This is a genomic window from Mesorhizobium sophorae (assembly GCF_002270415.1).
Taxonomy (GTDB): Bacteria; Pseudomonadota; Alphaproteobacteria; order Rhizobiales; family Rhizobiaceae; genus Mesorhizobium; species Mesorhizobium sophorae.
Genome location: NZ_NNRI01000001.1, coordinates 225,905 through 241,475, shown reverse-complemented (window position 1 = coordinate 241,475; position 15,571 = coordinate 225,905). Strand labels below are relative to the sequence as shown.

Sequence of the window (15,571 nt, the reverse complement as noted above, 5' to 3'; positions counted from 1 at the left end):
ATGACTTGATGGACTTCGCCTTCACATCCCTCGTTTTTGAATCAGCTTTCTCGTTTGTCGGCGACTTCCTATCGTGGGGCGTCGCCGTGGGCGATGCTGTCATCCCGCAGCCTGCTTGCGGATAGCCTTCCTCAGCCTCGAGTGCCGCACCGGAGGTGTTGGCGCTGCCTCCGCCTCACCATCATCCAACCCAACCCGCAGCGCCGCGCCCGCCAGGTGGTCGCGCATGGCTGTCTGCGCCGCCTCGGCGTCGCAGGCACGGATGGCGGCCAGGATGCGCTCGTGCTCGCCGAGCGTGATGCGGGCCATGTCGTCCGATTTCTGCTGGTTGCCGGCGGCAAGGATGCTCTCGCGCACCCGCTCGGACACGAAGACCAGGAACTGGCCCATATAGGCGTTGCGCGTCGCCTCGGCGACGGTGCGGTGGAACTCGAGGTCGCTGCGCAGCCAGGCGACGCTGCCATAGGGGGCGGCACGCATGCCGGCCAGCGCATCGCCCATCGCGGTGAGATCGGCTTCGGTGCGCCGCCTTGCGGCAAGGGCGGCGGCCTGCACTTCGAGGATGCCGCGCAGCTCGAACAGGTTGCGGAAGGAGTCGGCGCGCTGCAGCGCCTCGTAGTCGATGGTCAGCACCGTCGGGTTGGTGCTCTCCACCACGAAGGCGCCGCGCCCCTGCTGCGACCAGATGCGGCCTTCCGAGCGCAGGCGGGCGATCGCCTCGCGCACGACGTTGCGGCTGACGCCGAAGGTGGTCGCCAGCGCCTGCTCGGTCGGCAGCTGGTCGCCGGGCTTCAGCCGCCCCTGCGCGATCTCGCGCGAGATCGAACTCGCAACCAAAGTGGAGAGGTGCGGACCGCGATTGACCTTGTCGAGCTTCAGCGTCATCGCTCACCTATAGACCATGATTGGCCTTGCTTGCCAGAATGCGGCCATTGCTCAGAAGATGGCGCGGATCGAAGGCTTGCTTGATGCCTGCCGCCAGATCAAGTGTCACCGGATCGATGCGGTCGAGGAATGCCTTCTGCTTGACCCGGCCGATGCCGTGCTCGGCGCTGATCGAGCCGCCATAGCGGTCGACGACGGCAAAGATCTCGGCCTCCGCCTCCTCGAACAGTTGCTCCACCGCTTGCGGGTCCATGCCTTCCGGCGGCACGACGTTCAAATGGATGTTGCCGTCGCCGACATGGCCATACGTGACGGCGAGCGCGTCGGGCCGGGCGCGCTGCAATTCGAAGAGCGCATCGGTGACGAAATCGGCGAGTTTGGAGATCGGCACCGAGACGTCGGTGCGCAGATAGCGGCCACCCCTGCCCTGCCGCTCGACCATGATCTCGCGATAGAGCCACAGCCGCTCGGCCTGCGCCCGTGTCGATGCGACGATGCCGTCCTCGACGATGTCGGCGACGCCGCCGAGAAAACCCAGGAGCATGGCCGACAGATCGATCAGCCCGCCGGAGGAAACCTCGATCAACACATAGGCCGGGTAAGCTTTTGCCAGCGGATCGGCAAAATCCGCGCCCTCGCGCATGGTGATCTCGATGCCCTGGCGCAGGATCAGTTCGAAGGCGGTGAGCAGGTCGCTGCAGTCGCGCCGCGCCCGCGCATAGAGCGCCATGGCGTCCTCGACCGAGCGCAGGCCGACCAGCGCCGTCTCGATCTGCGTCGGCTTGGGAAAGAGTTTCAGCGCGGCTGCGGTGACGATGCCGAGCGTGCCTTCCGAGCCGATGAATATCTGCTTGAGGTCGTAGCCGCGATTGTCCTTGCGCAGCACCTTCAGCCCGTTCCAGATCCGGCCATCGGCCAGCACCACTTCGAGGCCGAGCACCAGGTCGCGCGTCATGCCGTAGCGCAGCACGTTGAAGCCGCCGGCATTGGTGGCGACGTTGCCGCCGATGCGGCAGCTTCCCTGCGCCCCGAAGGTGATCGGCAGCAGGCAGTCGCACTCCGCGGCGGCACGCTTGGCGTCCTCGAGGATGCAGCCGGCCTCGACCACCATGGCGAAGTCGATCGGGCTGATCGAGCGAATCCGGTTCATGCGCTCCAGCGAGATGACGATCTCGCCGCCATCGGCGGCTACCGCCGCACCCACGAGGCCGGTCAGGCCGCCTTGCGGCACGACCGGGATGCGCTCCGCATGGCAGTGCCGCATCAGCGCCGACATCTCCTCGACCGAGGCCGGACGGGCGACCGCCAGCGGGCGGCCGAAATGATCTCCGGACCAGTCGCGGCTGTAGCGCGCCAGGTCTTCGTCGCTGGTCAGCAAGCCGGCATCCGGCAGCACGCCGGCCAGGGCCGATAGCAGCGATGCGGAAATGGGCGGCACGACATTCATGACCTGGCTCTGGACCCTCTGGGAAAACGACTGGACAACCACCTTGCTTGTCGTGTTATCATACAACCCTGATTTAGAACATCAAGCGAGGCCATGCTCCCGCCAGCTGTTTGATGTGGACGGTCAGACCAGCCAATCACCCGACACGGAGGACTTTCCCAATGAGCGACGCCCCGGGCTTTCGCTATATGCACACCATGATCAGGGTGCTCGACCTCGACAAGTCGATCGCCTTCTACACCGAGGTCCTCGGCATGACCTTGCTGCGCCGGGAGGACTATCCCGGCGGCAAGTTCACCAACGCCTTTGTCGGCTATGGGCCGGAGGACAAGGAAGCCGTGGTCGAGCTGACGCTGAACTGGGGGCGCGAAGAGCCCTACGAGATCGGCACTGGCTTCGGCCACCTGGCGCTCGGCGTCAACGACATCTACGCCGTCTGCGCCGAACTGGAAAAGCGCGGCGCCAAGATTCCGCGCAAGCCCGGGCCGATGCAGCACGGCACCACCCACATCGCTTTCGTCGAGGATCCGGACGGCTACAAGATCGAGCTGATCGGTCTCGACACCATGCAATGACCTGAGCAGGCGGGGCCGCATCGCGCCTTTGATGCGACCCCGTCCGGTCCGCGTTTGCTTGGGAGGCGGTGCGGATGGATCTGTCACTTGATGACCGCGATCTTGCTGCGGTCGATGGTGATGGCGACGGCAGCGATGAGCACCGCGCCGAACACCATGTTTTCCAGGAAGATGTTGACGCCGACGAAGGTCATGCCGATGCGCACGATCGAGATGATCAGCGCGCCGACCGCCGTGCGCGCGACGCCGCCCAGCCCGCCGGTGATGGCGGTGCCGCCGACAATGACGGCGGCAATCGCCGGCAGCAGCAGCTGGTTGGCAAGGACCGGCGAGCCGCTCGACAGTCGCGCCGCCAAGACCACGCCGGCGATTGCGGCCAGCATGCCGGAGGCGGCGAAGGCGATGATCTTGGTGCGGTCGACATTGATGCCCGCCGCCCAGGCGGCCGGCTCGCCGGCGCCGACGGCGATCGCCTGGCGGCCAAAGCGCGTGTAGCGCAGCGCGAGAAAACTGGCGATGCCGATGACCGCCGAAATCAGCACCACCACCGGCAGGCCGGCGACGGTGGCGTTGATCCAGGCGGTGTTTTCGCGGCCGCCTTCCTCGATGGTGATGGCGCGGCCGTCCGACACCCACAACGCGATGCCGGTGACCACGCCGCCGGTGGCGAGCGTCGCCACGAAGGACGGAACGCGCAGCTTGACGTGGACGATGCCGCTCAAGGTACCGAAGGCGAACCCGGACAGGATCGCCACCGGAAAGGCGGCAAGGCCGAGCGAAGGCAGCAGCTGCGCCAGGATGACGCTGGCCAGCGAGGCGACCGCCTGGATCGACAGGTCGATGCCGCCAAGCAGGATGGCGAAGGTGACGCCGGTCGCCAGGATGAACAGCACGGCGGTGTTGGCGAACAAAAGCGCCACGGTCTCGCCGGTGAGAAAGCCGGGCGCGGCGATCTCGATGATCAAAAGCAGGGCGACAAGCAGGACCAGCGGAATGGCGCCTTGCGTCCACTTGCCTTCGAAGATGCGCCGCAGCGAAAAAGCTTCATTCATCGGCCTGCCTCAGAGACTGTTTCGAAACTCGCTCTGGCGAGTCATATGATGGTGGTTTCGAGAACCGGAGCGCAGCGGACGTTGGTCCGTGAGCACCGGAAGCGCAGAAAACGCCTTCAGATGGCCGCCAGAGCAGAGTTTCCAAACGGTCTCTCATACCATCGCCCGCAACAGTTCGACCTGGTTCGGCTTGTTGCCCGGGCTGGCGTCGAAACGCGCGGTAATCTCGCCGTCGCGCATCACCAGCACCTGGTGCGACAGGCCGATGGTCTCCTCCAGCGTGTCGGAAATCAAAAGGATCGCCACGCCTTGCGCGGAGAGGTCGCGGACCAGTTCGTAGACCTCCTCCTTGGCGCCGACATCGAGGCCGCGCGTCGGATGGTCGAGCACGAGGATGCGCGAGCCCGCCGTCATCCAGCGCGCCAGCACCACCTTTTGCTGGTTGCCGCCGCTGAGCTTGCGGCAGGCGGCGTCGGGCCCGGGCGCCTTGATGCGCAGCCGCTTGATCCAGTCGGCGGCGAGCCGGCGCTCCTTGCCATAGTCGATCGCACCATGGCGCATGACGCTCGACAGGTCGGCCAGCGAAATATTCTCCGCGATCGACAGGAACATCACCAGCCCTTCGAGCCTGCGCTCGCGCGGCACATAGCCGATACCCCTGCGCACCGCGGGTTCCGGCGAGGCGAAACGCACCGCGTCGCCGGCGATTTTCATTTCGCCGGCATCGTGCTGGAGGAAGCCGCCGATGGTGCGCGTCACCTCCTCGCGGCCGGAGCCGACGACGCCGGCGATGCCGACGATCTCACCGGCCCTGATCTTGAGATCGACGCCGTGATAGGCGCCGTTTGCCCCCAAGCCCTTTGCCTCGACCATCACCGTCCCGCGCGGCGCCTGCTGGCGGGCCTCGCGGTAATATTCCGCCTGCAGCCCGCGCCCGACCATGATTTCGTGCAGCTCCGGCGCGGTGACATCGGCCGCGCGATGCTCGGCGACGACCGCACCGTCCTTCATCGTGTAGACACGGTCTGAGGTCGCAAGCACCTCGTCGAGACGGTGCGAGACGAAGACGAAGCTGGCGCGGGATTTGAGCGAGCGCACGCGCGCGAACAGCACCTCGATATCGGCGGCGTTGAGCACCGAGGTCGGCTCGTCGAGCAGGATGAGCAGCTGCCGCTCGACCACTTCCTCAAGCGTCAGCGCCTTGGCCAGCTCGACCATCTGGCGCGCGGCGAAGGTCAGCTCGGAGGTGCGCGCCGTGACGTCGATGTCGATGCCGATCTTGGCCAGTTGCCGGCGCGCCGCCGCGTTCATGGCGCGCCAGTTGACGATGCCGAAGCGGGTGAAGCGGTCTTCCTCGCCGAGATATATGTTTTCGGCGACCGTCAGATTGAGCACCAGCGACTGTTCCTGGAACACCATGCCGATGCCATGCCGTGCCGCGTCGCGCGGACTGCGCATGCGCAATTGCTCGCCGTCGAGGGTGAGGCTGCCGCCGTCCGGCCGGTAGCTTCCCGCCAGCACCCGCATCAGCGTCGACTTGCCGGCGCCGTTCTCGCCGATCAGCCCGACCACCTCGTTCGGCCGGACCTCGATCGAAACGTCGCGCAGAGCCTGGACGCCAGGGAAATTCTTGATGATGCCGGAAGCGCTCAGCATGGCGGTCACTTGACTATCCTGAGGCGGACGCGGTCGAGCGACAGCGCCACCGCGGCGATGATCATCAGGCCCTGCACCGTCTGCTGGATGTAGGGCGAAATGCCGAGCAGGATCATGCCGTTGGCAAGCACGGTGACGATCAGCACGCCGATCAGCGTGTTGACGACGCCGCCTTCGCCGCCGGTCAGCGCCGTGCCGCCGACGACGACGGCGGTGACCGCGGCAAACAGCCGGCCGTCGCCGATGACGGCATGCGACTGGCCAAGTTGTGCCGCGGCAAGCACGCCGGCAATGCCGAAGAAGAAACCGGCGAGCGCGAAGGCGGTGACGCGCACGCGGACAACGTTGACGCCGGAGAGCTTGGCGACGTCCTCGTCACCGCCGATGGCCAGGATGTGGCGTCCGAGCTTGGTGTGATACTGGATAACGGCGGCGAGCAGGAACGCCCCGGTGGCGACCCACACCGCCAGCGGCAGGCCGAGGAAACGGGCCAATGCCAGCTCGCGGATCGAGGCGTCGTTGAGCCGGATCGCCGAGCCGCCGAGCATATAGACCGACAGGCCAAGGCCGATGAACCACATGCCGAGCGTCGCCATGAAGGACGGGATGCGCAGCATGGTCTGGACGAGGCCGCTGACGAAACCCATGGCGGTGCCGGCGACGATGGCGGCCAGCACCGCCCACCAGCCATAGTCGTTGCCGTTGCTGTCATTGGCGGCGAGCAGCACCACCACCATCGCCGACACCGACAGCGTGCCCTCGACCGAGAGGTCGATGCTGCCCATCAGGATGATGAAAGTCAGCCCCATCGCCAGCGTCAGCGGCACGGCGGCGGAGTTGGCGAGGCGCACCAGGTTGCGCAGCTCGATGAAATTGGGATTGGCGATGGCGATCAGCAGGCAGAGCACGACCAGCACCGCCAGCGGCGCCAGGCTGCGCCAGCGCCTGCCGCCGAACATGGTGGCGATGCGGCCGGGGAGAAATGTCATAAGCGTCGTCCGCTCGATGTCCGAAACGGACTTCAGGGGTTCTGTATGGATTGTCAAGAAACCGCTTCCCGTCTGCTGATGACCGTCGCCGGGCGGGTACGATGCACGACGAACTGTAAAGGGGAGCGGGCCGCCAGGGAGCAGCAGCCCGCCCCGGTGGTCAGGTCCGGATGGCTCCGGTCACCCGACCCCAAAGATCGTTCCAGTCGATCTCCGGCTTGGCGTCGACATTGGTCTTGTAATATTCCTCGACATTGTCGTGCGAGATCAGCACCGCCTTGCCGTAGAATTCGCGGTGCTCCGGCGGTTCCTTGACCGGGTCGAACTTGCCGATCTTGGCGTTGTAGCCGATGGCCAGACCCATGCCGCCCTGCCAGAACGGATCCGAGGTGACGGTGCAGGCGAACTCGCCGGTGCGCACCGCGTCGACCGCCGTCTTGATGCCGTCGACACCGACGATCGGCACCTTGCCGGCGAGGTTTTCGGCGCGCAGCGCCTCGAGTGCGCCGGAGCCCATGTCGTCATTGGCGGCCCAGATGCCCTTGATGTCGTCGCCGAAGCGGGTGAGCAGATTGCCCATCAGGTCGAAGGCTTCGGTCGATTTCCAGTTGGCGACCTGGAAGTCGAGCAGCTTGATGTCGGGATTGGCGGCGAGCGCGGCGTCGAGGCCCTTCTTGCGCTCGATCGCCGCCGTGGTCGAGATCAGGCCGCCGAGGGCGACGATGCCGCCCTTGCCGCCGATGGTCTTGAACAGGATCTCGGCGATGGTCTTGCCGCTTGCGATGCCGTCGAACTCGATGTGGGAAACATAGTTCGGGTTGAAGTCCTTCGGGTGCAAATCCGCCGGCTTGTTCCATTGCGTCACGACATAGGCGCCGGCCTTGGCACAGGCCTCGACGATTGGGCGCGCATCAGGGGTGTCGTTGGGATCGGAATTGAGCACCATGTTGCCGCCGGTCTTGGCCAGCATCGCCTTGATGTCGGCAATGCCTTTCTCGCTGTTGCCTTCCGAAACCAGCGTGACGTGTTCGAGACCGGCCCATTTGGCGTAGGCCTCGGCGCCGGTCTTCCACACCGCGTGGTAGGGGTTGGACAACGAGCGGATCGACGTCACCAATGTCGGCTTTTCCTGCGCGCGCAAAACCTTTGGCATGGCGAGCGCCGCCATGCCGGCGGTGGCGCCCATCATCAGCGTCCGGCGGCTGACCGCGCCGGAAAGCGTTAAACCTGTCCTGTCCTTCATGTATCGAACCTCCCGATTGAATCCTGTTTCCCGCCCGGCGGCATGCGCGGGGAGCGCGGCCGGGCCTCCGATCGACGGGTTGCCAAGCTCCTCACTTGTATGACAACCCTTCAACACGGCAACCATACCCTTTCTCTTGACGCGGCACAAGGGACTTGAGATCGTCGCGCACACGAGGGGGCGCCGATTGTGCCCACATGAGGGAGCGAGAATGCCGGATTACATCATCGTCGGCGGCGGCTCGGCCGGCTGCATTCTGGCAACCAGGCTGAGCGAGGATCCCGGCCTGTCCGTCGTCCTGCTGGAGGCCGGCCCGCCGGACACCGATCGCTACATCCATCTGCCGGTCGGCTTCTTCAAGATGACGGCCGGGCCGCTGATCTGGGGCTATGACACGGCGCCCGGCAAGGCGATCGAGGGCCGCACCATGGTCTATCCGCAGGCGCGCGTGCTCGGCGGCGGCTCTTCGATCAACGCCCAGGTGTTCACCCGCGGTTGCCCGCAGGATTACGACGGATGGGCTGTCGACGATGGCTGCGCCGGCTGGAGCTACGCCGACGTGCTGCCCTATTTCCGGCGCTCCGAGGGCAACGACACCTTCGCCGGCCCGCAGCACGGCACCGATGGCCCGCTCGGCGTTTCGAGCGGCGCGCCGCATCCGCTGACCCGGGTCTTCGTCAAGGCGGCGCAGCAGGCGGGTCTTCCCTTCAGGGCCGATTTCAACGCCGGCCAGCAGGAAGGCACCGGATTCTACCAGACGACGACGCGTCGGGGGAAACGCAGCAGCACGGCAGTCGCCTATCTCAGGCCGGCGCTTGGCCGCAGGAACCTGACTTTGCGCACCGACGCCACGGTCAGCCGCATCGTTGTCGAGAACGGCCGCGCCATCGGCGTCGAGATCGTCGCCAACGGCAGAACCGAGCTGTTGCGCGCCGGGCGCGAGGTGATCGTCACCGCCGGCGCCATCGGCTCGCCCAAACTTCTGATGCTGTCCGGCATCGGCCCGGTCAAGCACCTCGGCACGCATGGCATCGAGGTGATCCACGACCTCGCCGGTGTCGGCCAGAACCTTCACGATCACATGGATGTCGATGTCGTCGCCGAACTTAACGGGCCGCACGGTATCGACCGCTACAAGAAGAAGCGCTGGCAGGCGGTCGCCGGCCTCGAATACGCGCTGTTCGGCAAGGGACCGGTGGCCTCCAACATCGTCGAAGCCGGCGGCTTCTGGTGGGGCGACCGTGCGGAGAAGACGCCTGACATCCAGTTCCATTTCCTGCCCGGCGCCGGCGTCGAGGAAGGCATCGGCTCGGTTCCCGGCGGCAATGGCTGCACACTGAATTCCTACCATGTCCGCCCCCGCTCGCGCGGCAGCGTCACGCTGCGGTCAGCGGATCCGCGCGATCCGCCAATCATCGATCCCAACCCTTTTGCCGAACGCTACGACCTGGAGCGCGCCGTCGACGGCATCGAGATCAGCCGCGAGATCCTGTCCCAGCCGGCCTTCGCCAAATACATCAGCCGGGAGCACCTTCCGGGTGCCGCAACCAAGGGACGCGCGGCACTGGAAGCCTTCGCCCGCGAACATGGCCGCAGCGCCTACCATCCGGTCGGCTCCTGCCGGATGGGCGGCGATGCGCAAAGCGTCGTCGATCCCGAGCTTCGCGTGCGCGGGCTTCAGGGCCTGCGCGTCTGCGACAGCTCGGTCATGCCAAGCATCGTGTCGTCAAACACCAACGCCGCAGTGATCATGATCGCCGAAAAGGCCGCCGACATGATCGCCGGGCGAGCCCGGTTGCCGGCGTAAGCAGCTCACTCGTCCGGGAACATCGAACGCGGCGGGAAGTCGGCGCGGCTGTAGTCGACGACGATGAACTTGCCGCCCTGGTATCGCTCCACGACCGGGTTGTCCGTCACCTTGCCACGCACGCGCTCGGCCTGGCTGTCGGAACTGTCCAGCGGGGTCCAGCCAATCTTTTGCCTGGCATCATGCCGCCAGAAACCGCGGCTGTTGTTGGACTGTCCCCAGATCACCGAGCAGCCGACATGCTGGGCCTCCGCGCAGCGCTCGATCAGGCTGACGAAATCGCCGTGGGATATCCAGGTCGACAGGATCCGTTCGTCGGGAACTTCCGGCAGCACCGAGCCGATGCGGATCAGCACGCTTTCGACCGCATGCTTGTCCCAGTAAAGCCGCGCCAGCATTTCGCCATAGGCCTTCGACAGGCCGTAATAGCCATCCGGGCGCAACAGGCAGTCCTGGTCGAGAATCTCGGTCCGCTCATAGAGGCCGACCGCGTGCACGGAGGACGGGAACACCACGCGTGCCTTCTGGCCGCGCGCCGCCTCGTAGATGTGGTAGCTGCCGCGCAGATTGGGGCCGAGCACCGTCTCGAAGGACTGCTCGGTGGATATGCCGCCGAAATGCAGGATCAGCCCGCAGCCTTGGGTAAGATCGTTCACCGCCTGCTGGTCCTCGAGATCGACACGATCGAAACTTGCGTTTTGCGGCAGCGGGAATGGCAAGGGCGCGACATCGGTCAGCCGCAAGGTCCAGCCCAGTTCTGCCAGCCTGACCGAAAGCAGGCGTCCAATCGTGCCGGATGCCCCGGTCAGCAGCACCGGTTTGTCGGAGAGAGCCAATCCCTGTCCTTTCATGATAGGGAAATCCGGAGAGATGTTCGTGCCGGCTCGGCAAGGCGAACGGCTGTTGGGCGCTTCAAGCGCCCAACAATGTCGTCATATCACCATATAAATAATCGGTTGCCAAGAACAGCGGTTCGTTTATTGCTTGGTGGCGATGAAACGTTCCTTTGGCCTTCCCCCTCAGATCAGCCGCACCGCGCAGGTGGCCGACTGGTTTGCGCGCGAAATACGCGCCGGTCATCTGACCAGTGGCGAGAAACTGCCGACCGAGCAAGAACTGATCGCGCAATTCGGGGTCAGCCGAACCGTGATACGCGAGGCGATGGCGTCGCTGCGTTCGGAAGGGCTGGTCGTCAGCCGCCAGGGTTCGGGTGTGTTCGTCGCCGACCACGAGGCCAACACCACATTTCGCATCGTCTCCGACGAACTTCGTTCGCTGACGGAAGTCCAGAACGTGTTGCAGCTGCGTCTCGCCGTGGAACTCGAAGCCGCCGGCATCGCCGCCGAGAAGCGCAGCGACGACGACCTTGCCCGCATGCGCGATTGCCTTGTCGCCATCGACGCGTCGATCGCGGCCGGCGACAGCGCCATCGAGCCGGATTTTGCCTTCCACCGGGCGATCGCCTCGGCCACCGGCAATCCCTATTTCGAGCGCTTCATGCATTTTCTGGGACCCGTCATCATTCCGCGCCAGTCGATCCGCCCGCGGACTGAGACGCCGGAGCAGCGGCGGCTTTATCTCGAACAGGTCCAGACGGAGCATCGACGCATCTACCAAGCCATCGAGCGGCACAATGTCGAAGCCGCCCGCTTCACCTTGCGCGAGCATCTGGAGGCGGGCCGCGAGCGCTATCGCCGCATGGTCGACGGTTCGGTCAGCTCGTAGCACGGCGTCGCGCCTGACCTTCATTCCCTGATCTCACGCCAGCTCTCCAACCGGCATGCGGCAGGACTGCATGAGCGCCGCGAGCTGCCGTTCTTCATCCACTGTGAGGTCAAGCAGCGGCGACCGGACCGGTCCACAGTCGATCCCGGCAATGCGCGCGCCAGCCTTGACGATCGAGACGGCATAGCCGGCGCGCCGGTTGCGGATGGCGAGATAGGGCAGGAAGAAGCTGCGGATGAGATCGCCGACCTCGGCCATATGGCCGGCACGCAAGGCGTTGAAGAAACGCAGCGCCATCTCGGGGGCAAAATTATAGATCGCCGACGAATAGGTGGTCATGCCTATTGCCGCGGCGGCACTGGCATGGACTTCGGCTGTCGGCATGCCGCCGATGAAGATCAGGCGGTCGTCCATGCGGTAGCGCAAGGCGGTGAGAAGCTCGATGTCGCCAACGCCGTCCTTGAGCCCGATCAGGTTCGGGCAGTCCTGCGCCAACCGGTCGAGGGTCTCGGGCGTCAGCACCGCATTGTCCCTGTTGTAGGCGATGACGCCGATACCGACCGAGCGGCAGATGGCGGTCAGATGCCGGCGCAGGCCTTCCTGCTCTGACTTGACCAGATAGGGCGGCAGCACCAGCAGGCCGTCGGCGCCGTTGGCCTCGGCGGCCTTGGCGAACTCGACCGCCATATGCGTGCCGTAGCCGACGCCCGCCAGCAGCGGCAGATGGTCGGGAACCTCATCCGACGCTGCCCGCACGACACGCTTGTACTCCTCGAGCGTCAGCGAGAAGAACTCGCCCGTGCCGCCGGCGGCGAAAAGCCCGCTCGCTCCGGCAGCGCCCTGCTGCGCGACATGGGCGCGATAGCCTTTCTCGTTGAAGGCGCCGGCATCGTCGAAGAAGGTCAACGGAAAGGAAAGCAGCCCGCGGCCAAGGGATTTGGTCAGCTCGGTCGGTGAGAACGTCAAAACGAGTACTCCGTGTGAGGGGCCGGCAAATCGGCTTGGACAGTTTGGCCGGCAGAGATTTTGGCAGCCGTGGCGTTGGGTGGGTTCATACGATTCCGGGCCGGACTTCGGCCGCGGCGGCGTCGATCGCCTTGCGGCCGAGGCCCGACTTGACGATGCGGATCAATTCTTCCTCGCTGGTGTCGGCCGTAGAGGCGTCCAGCGCGACCTCGCCCGAATGCAGGAAGTTGATGCGGTCGCAGACTTCGAAGATCTGGTTGTAGTTGTGGACGATCAGGATCACCGAGACCTGGCGCTGCTGGCGCAGGTTCTGGATCAGGCCCAGGACATGCGCGCTTTCGCGGACGCCGAGTGCCGCCAGCGGCTCGTCCAGCACCAGGATCCTGGGCGACGAATAGATCGAGCGGGCAACGGCGATGCACTGGCGCTGTCCGCCCGACAGGAGGTCGACGGTGCTGTTGACGCTGGGGATCGAGATGCCCAGCGTGTCCAGGTAGAGTTGAGCCTGTTCGCGCATCTTCCTGTTGTCGAGCAGGTTCAGCCCCAGGATGCGCTTGTGGTATTCGCGGCCGAGGAACATGTTGTGGAAGACGCTGAGATCGCCGATCAGCGCAAGGTCCTGGTAGACGGTTTCGATGCCCTGGGCGCGCGCGTCGCGCGGCGAGGCGAAACGCACCTCCTTGCCTTGCGAGACGATCGTGCCGGTATCGGGCTGGTGAAATCCTGACAGGATCTTGATCAGCGTCGACTTGCCCGCGCCATTGTCGCCGACCAGCGCCAGGACCTCGCCCCGGCGCAGCTTGATCGAGACGTCGACCAGTGCTGTGACGGCACCGAAACTCTTGGAGATGTTGGACATTTCTAGGACGACGGGCGCATCGGGCGCGAGCGGCGGAATGGTCTGCGTGTTCATAGACGCCTCCGTGTGCGCAGCCGGTCGACCTGGATGCTCAGGATCATCGCCGCGATGATGGCGGCGCCCAGATAGACGTCGGAAACGGTGGCCTGGGCGCCGATCATCACCAGGCCGTTGTTGAGCGAAGCGACCACGAACGCGCCGATCAGCGCGCCGATGACGGTGCCGGAGCCACCCAGCAGCGAAGTGCCGCCGATGACTGCCGCGGCGATCGCCTGCAAGGTGAGGAACGGGCTGCCGGCCTGCGGGTCGGCTGAGGTAAACTGGGCGGTGTTGATGATGCCGGCGAAGGCCGCGCAGCCGCCGGCGATCATGAAATTGTAGATCTTCATGCGATCGGTCCGCACACCGATTTCGCGCGCGCCGATGATGTTGCTGCCAGTGGCAATCGTGTGCAGACCGAAGGTGGTGCGGTTGAGCGCCAGTGCCAGCGCCAGCACGATCAGCACCGCCCACAGGAAGGGCGTGAAGGCGGTCACGCCATGCCAGGAGAGGAGCGCATCCGACGGCTGGTAGAGGCTCTGCCCAAAGATCGCGTTGAAGGGCTGCTCGACCGGCGCCACGATCGGCTGGCTGTTGTAGATCGAGACGACGATGCCCTGCAGGAAGAACAGCATGCCGACCGTGGTGATCAGCGACGGCACGCGGAAACGCACCGTGATGATGCCGTTGATGGCGCCGACCAGCACGCCGATCAAGACGCCGACAACGGCGCCGACGGCTAGCGGCACGGCCCAGGTGACCGACATCAGCGCCATGACATAGGGCGCGATCGAGAAGATGGCGCTCAGCGAAAGGTCGATCTCGCCGGTGATCATCAGCATGACTTCGGCAGCGGCGATCAGGCCAAGCCGGCCGGTGTCGCGCAGCACGACACTCATGAATTGCGGCGACAGGAATCCGCCATCGCTGCCGACCTGGAAATAGACCACAAGCACGATGGCGACGACGGCGATGCTGGCCTCGCGATAACGGGAAAGCAGGATGAGCAGCCTCTCCGTCATCGTCTGCGGGACTTTGACGCCAACGGCGCCCTTCCCGGCTTTTGCGATTGCGATTGGCGGCACTCTTGTCTTCCTGATTTCGAATTCTGGGCGGGGATCGGCGACGGGCAAGCCGGCGGCAGTCAGCGGCGCCCTCGCTACGTCATCGGACAATGACGTGGCGAGGGCAGGAGTTTTCGCTTGGCTGAACTGCGTCAGGTCGGCTCGACGTCGCTGCGGCCCTCGAAGCGGGACTTGCCGACATAGGCGTCGACATTGTCCTTGGTCACATAGGCCTGGCTGGTGTCGCTGTTGGCCGGACCGACGAGACCGCCCGACAGCTTGTAGAGATACATCTGCTGGACCGGCAGGAAGCCCTGCAGATAGGCCTGCTGGTCGGTAGTGAAGTTGACGTCGCCGGACTTGATGAAGTCCAGCGTCTGCGGGAAGAGGTCGAAGCCGGCCACGGCGCCGCCGGCTTTCACCAGGCCATATTTGTTGGAGATGAAACCGCAGGCATAGGTGTCGGAACCGCCGGTGCCGAACATGCCCTTCACGTCCTTGTGGCTGAGATAGTAGCTCTCGACGCGTGAGATTTCGGTTGCCGGATCCGGACCGGTGTTGACGACATCGTAAGTGACGCCGCTGCCGCTGTCCTTGATCGCCTGGATGTAGCCATCGAGGCGCGGCTGCGTGTTGAGCGAACCGGGCACGCCGATCGACAGCATGACGTGGCCGCCCTTGGGGATCAGCTTCAGCCACTTCAGCGCCGAGTTGTAGCCCGACTGGTAGAGCGGCTGGCCGACATAGGACAGCCGCTTGTTGGGGCTGCCGACCGGCACGTCGGCGTTGAAGGCGACGACCGGGATGCCGGCCTGGGCGGCCATGTCGGTTGCGGCATCGAAGGCGGTCGGATCGACCAGGCAGACGGCAATGCCGTCCGATTTCTGCGCAATCGCGGTCTGCATGGCGCTGACCATCTCGGAGACGACGTTCTTCTGCGAACCAGTCCACTGGTAGCTGCAGCCGAAGGCCGCGCAGGCGTCCTGGATGCCATAGACGGTCGGGGTAAAGAACTGGTCCAGCGTCACATGGCAGACGAAGTGGAACTTGTAGGGCTTCTTCGGCAGGCCGGCCGATGTATCCGCTGCTTTCGCGGCGCTGACGCCGCCGGCAAGTCCGGCACCCGCCATTCCGCTGGCCATGCCGGCGGCACCGAGGCCGAGTTTGCCGGCCAGCGCAAAGGCACTGCGCCGGCTGATGGCGGCATTGACCGTCTCCATCTGATTTTTCGCTTCGTCGTCCACTTGGTTCCTCCCTCTTCGTT

14 protein-coding genes are annotated in these 15,571 nt (G+C 65.2%); 3 read left to right on the top strand and 11 right to left on the bottom strand.

What is annotated here, in order from left to right:
* Positions 1–99: 99 nt before the first annotated feature.
* On the bottom strand, positions 100–885 hold the full coding sequence (locus tag CGZ66_RS00970) for a FadR/GntR family transcriptional regulator (RefSeq protein WP_095080574.1): 786 nt from the start codon (positions 883–885) through the stop codon (positions 100–102).
* A 7-nt stretch (positions 886–892) separates the two neighbouring features.
* The gene (locus CGZ66_RS00965; RefSeq protein ID WP_095080572.1) at positions 893–2,332 is read right to left on the bottom strand and encodes an FAD-binding oxidoreductase; all 1,440 of its coding nucleotides are present in this window, start codon (positions 2,330–2,332) and stop codon (positions 893–895) included.
* 161 nt (positions 2,333–2,493) lie between these two features.
* On the opposite strand from CGZ66_RS00965, the gene gloA reads away from it, so the two are divergent.
* Positions 2,494–2,907, top strand: a complete 414-nt coding sequence (gene gloA, locus CGZ66_RS00960) for a lactoylglutathione lyase (protein WP_095080570.1) — start codon at positions 2,494–2,496, stop codon at positions 2,905–2,907.
* An 83-nt stretch (positions 2,908–2,990) separates the two neighbouring features.
* Here gloA and CGZ66_RS00955 read toward each other — a convergent pair whose 3' ends face one another.
* The 4 genes from CGZ66_RS00955 to CGZ66_RS00940 form a co-directional block, all read right to left on the bottom strand.
* On the bottom strand, positions 2,991–3,959 hold the full coding sequence (locus CGZ66_RS00955; protein ID WP_095080568.1) for an ABC transporter permease: 969 nt from the start codon (positions 3,957–3,959) through the stop codon (positions 2,991–2,993).
* 153 nt (positions 3,960–4,112) lie between these two features.
* Positions 4,113–5,615 (bottom strand): sugar ABC transporter ATP-binding protein, encoded by a 1,503-nt coding sequence (locus tag CGZ66_RS00950; RefSeq protein ID WP_095081056.1) that lies wholly within the window; start codon positions 5,613–5,615, stop codon positions 4,113–4,115.
* A gap of 5 nt (positions 5,616–5,620) precedes the next feature.
* The gene (locus CGZ66_RS00945; protein ID WP_245330954.1) at positions 5,621–6,661 is read right to left on the bottom strand and encodes an ABC transporter permease; all 1,041 of its coding nucleotides are present in this window, start codon (positions 6,659–6,661) and stop codon (positions 5,621–5,623) included.
* A 103-nt stretch (positions 6,662–6,764) separates the two neighbouring features.
* Entirely contained in the window at positions 6,765–7,847 is a 1,083-nt protein-coding gene (locus tag CGZ66_RS00940; RefSeq protein WP_095080563.1) for a sugar ABC transporter substrate-binding protein, read from the bottom strand.
* 211 nt (positions 7,848–8,058) lie between these two features.
* Here CGZ66_RS00940 and CGZ66_RS00935 point away from each other — a divergent pair, with 211 nt between their 5' ends.
* Positions 8,059–9,654: a GMC family oxidoreductase gene (locus CGZ66_RS00935; protein WP_095080561.1), complete on the top strand. Its 1,596-nt coding sequence runs from the start codon at positions 8,059–8,061 to the stop codon at positions 9,652–9,654.
* 5 nt (positions 9,655–9,659) lie between these two features.
* Here CGZ66_RS00935 and CGZ66_RS00930 read toward each other — a convergent pair whose 3' ends face one another.
* Positions 9,660–10,505 carry an NAD-dependent epimerase/dehydratase family protein gene (locus tag CGZ66_RS00930; RefSeq protein ID WP_095080559.1) on the bottom strand — a complete coding sequence of 282 codons (846 nt, stop codon included), beginning with the start codon at positions 10,503–10,505 and terminating at the stop codon, positions 9,660–9,662.
* Positions 10,506–10,647: 142 nt separating this feature from the next.
* Here CGZ66_RS00930 and CGZ66_RS00925 point away from each other — a divergent pair, with 142 nt between their 5' ends.
* Positions 10,648–11,379, top strand: coding sequence for a FadR/GntR family transcriptional regulator (locus tag CGZ66_RS00925; protein WP_095080558.1), 732 nt, complete (start codon positions 10,648–10,650; stop codon positions 11,377–11,379).
* Positions 11,380–11,412: 33 nt separating this feature from the next.
* Here CGZ66_RS00925 and kdgD read toward each other — a convergent pair whose 3' ends face one another.
* The 4 genes from kdgD to CGZ66_RS00905 all read right to left on the bottom strand — a co-directional run bounded on the left by kdgD (position 11,413) and on the right by CGZ66_RS00905 (position 15,551).
* Positions 11,413–12,345 (bottom strand): 5-dehydro-4-deoxyglucarate dehydratase, encoded by a 933-nt coding sequence (gene kdgD / locus CGZ66_RS00920; protein WP_095080557.1) that lies wholly within the window; start codon positions 12,343–12,345, stop codon positions 11,413–11,415.
* Positions 12,346–12,430: 85 nt separating this feature from the next.
* Positions 12,431–13,258 (bottom strand): ATP-binding cassette domain-containing protein, encoded by an 828-nt coding sequence (locus CGZ66_RS00915; RefSeq protein ID WP_095080556.1) that lies wholly within the window; start codon positions 13,256–13,258, stop codon positions 12,431–12,433.
* Positions 13,255–14,328 carry an ABC transporter permease gene (locus CGZ66_RS00910; protein WP_095080554.1) on the bottom strand — a complete coding sequence of 358 codons (1,074 nt, stop codon included), beginning with the start codon at positions 14,326–14,328 and terminating at the stop codon, positions 13,255–13,257. Before CGZ66_RS00910 ends, CGZ66_RS00915 begins: the two co-directional genes overlap by 4 nt.
* Positions 14,329–14,459: 131 nt before the next feature.
* Positions 14,460–15,551, bottom strand: coding sequence for a sugar ABC transporter substrate-binding protein (locus tag CGZ66_RS00905; RefSeq protein ID WP_095080553.1), 1,092 nt, complete (start codon positions 15,549–15,551; stop codon positions 14,460–14,462).
* Positions 15,552–15,571 lie beyond the last annotated feature (20 nt).

Coding starts and splice junctions, on each gene's coding strand:
- CGZ66_RS00970 (WP_095080574.1), bottom strand. CDS start 885: ATGACGCTGAAGCTCGACAAGGTCAATCGCGGTCCGCACCTCTCCACT.
- CGZ66_RS00965 (WP_095080572.1), bottom strand. CDS start 2,332: ATGAATGTCGTGCCGCCCATTTCCGCATCGCTGCTATCGGCCCTGGCC.
- gloA (WP_095080570.1), top strand. CDS start 2,494: ATGAGCGACGCCCCGGGCTTTCGCTATATGCACACCATGATCAGGGTG.
- CGZ66_RS00955 (WP_095080568.1), bottom strand. CDS start 3,959: ATGAATGAAGCTTTTTCGCTGCGGCGCATCTTCGAAGGCAAGTGGACG.
- CGZ66_RS00950 (WP_095081056.1), bottom strand. CDS start 5,615: ATGCTGAGCGCTTCCGGCATCATCAAGAATTTCCCTGGCGTCCAGGCT.
- CGZ66_RS00940 (WP_095080563.1), bottom strand. CDS start 7,847: ATGAAGGACAGGACAGGTTTAACGCTTTCCGGCGCGGTCAGCCGCCGG.
- CGZ66_RS00935 (WP_095080561.1), top strand. CDS start 8,059: ATGCCGGATTACATCATCGTCGGCGGCGGCTCGGCCGGCTGCATTCTG.
- CGZ66_RS00930 (WP_095080559.1), bottom strand. CDS start 10,505: ATGAAAGGACAGGGATTGGCTCTCTCCGACAAACCGGTGCTGCTGACC.
- CGZ66_RS00925 (WP_095080558.1), top strand. CDS start 10,648: ATGAAACGTTCCTTTGGCCTTCCCCCTCAGATCAGCCGCACCGCGCAG.
- CGZ66_RS00915 (WP_095080556.1), bottom strand. CDS start 13,258: ATGAACACGCAGACCATTCCGCCGCTCGCGCCCGATGCGCCCGTCGTC.